This is a genomic window from Enterococcus sp. AZ191, from assembly GCF_051713845.1.
GTDB lineage: Bacteria > Bacillota > Bacilli > Lactobacillales > Enterococcaceae > Enterococcus_B > Enterococcus_B durans.
Genome location: NZ_JBIOQS010000014.1, coordinates 1 through 371 on the forward strand (window position 1 = coordinate 1; position 371 = coordinate 371).

The 371-nt window shown below is 35.0% G+C and carries 1 pseudogene; it reads left to right on the top strand.

What is annotated here, in order from left to right:
• Positions 1-216: pseudogene (locus IGI47_RS14135) on the top strand (primase C-terminal domain-containing protein); the annotation flags it as partial.
• Between the last annotated feature and the right edge of the window lie 155 nt (positions 217-371).

Consider the following 371-nt stretch of genomic DNA (forward strand, 5'->3'; position numbering starts at 1 on the left):
GTCAAAAAAGGGCGTGGTGGCGGACTTTTACTTGCTTCAGTACGTGTATTATTCGCAAGTTTGATCCAAGCGAAGAAAGAAGAAAAAGAAGCCTTTATTCAAGGAATCATTGCGCAGTTTAAGCTAACAATCGATGAATGGACAAGTACAATTCAACAACTAATTCCTGAGAAAGAAGCCCAAGAAATCAGGCTATTTGAAGTCGATACAGGTTGAAAAAAATAAAAGACGTCAATTGCCTTTTACAATATATCTTTGATACTCTTTAGCTTTTCGACCCTAAAGAAGTTTTAGGAATACAATAAGGAGTGATTGAATTGAATCTAGGGAAGAAAATATTGTTAGTTAGTATTAGTTTTCTGGTTGGGATT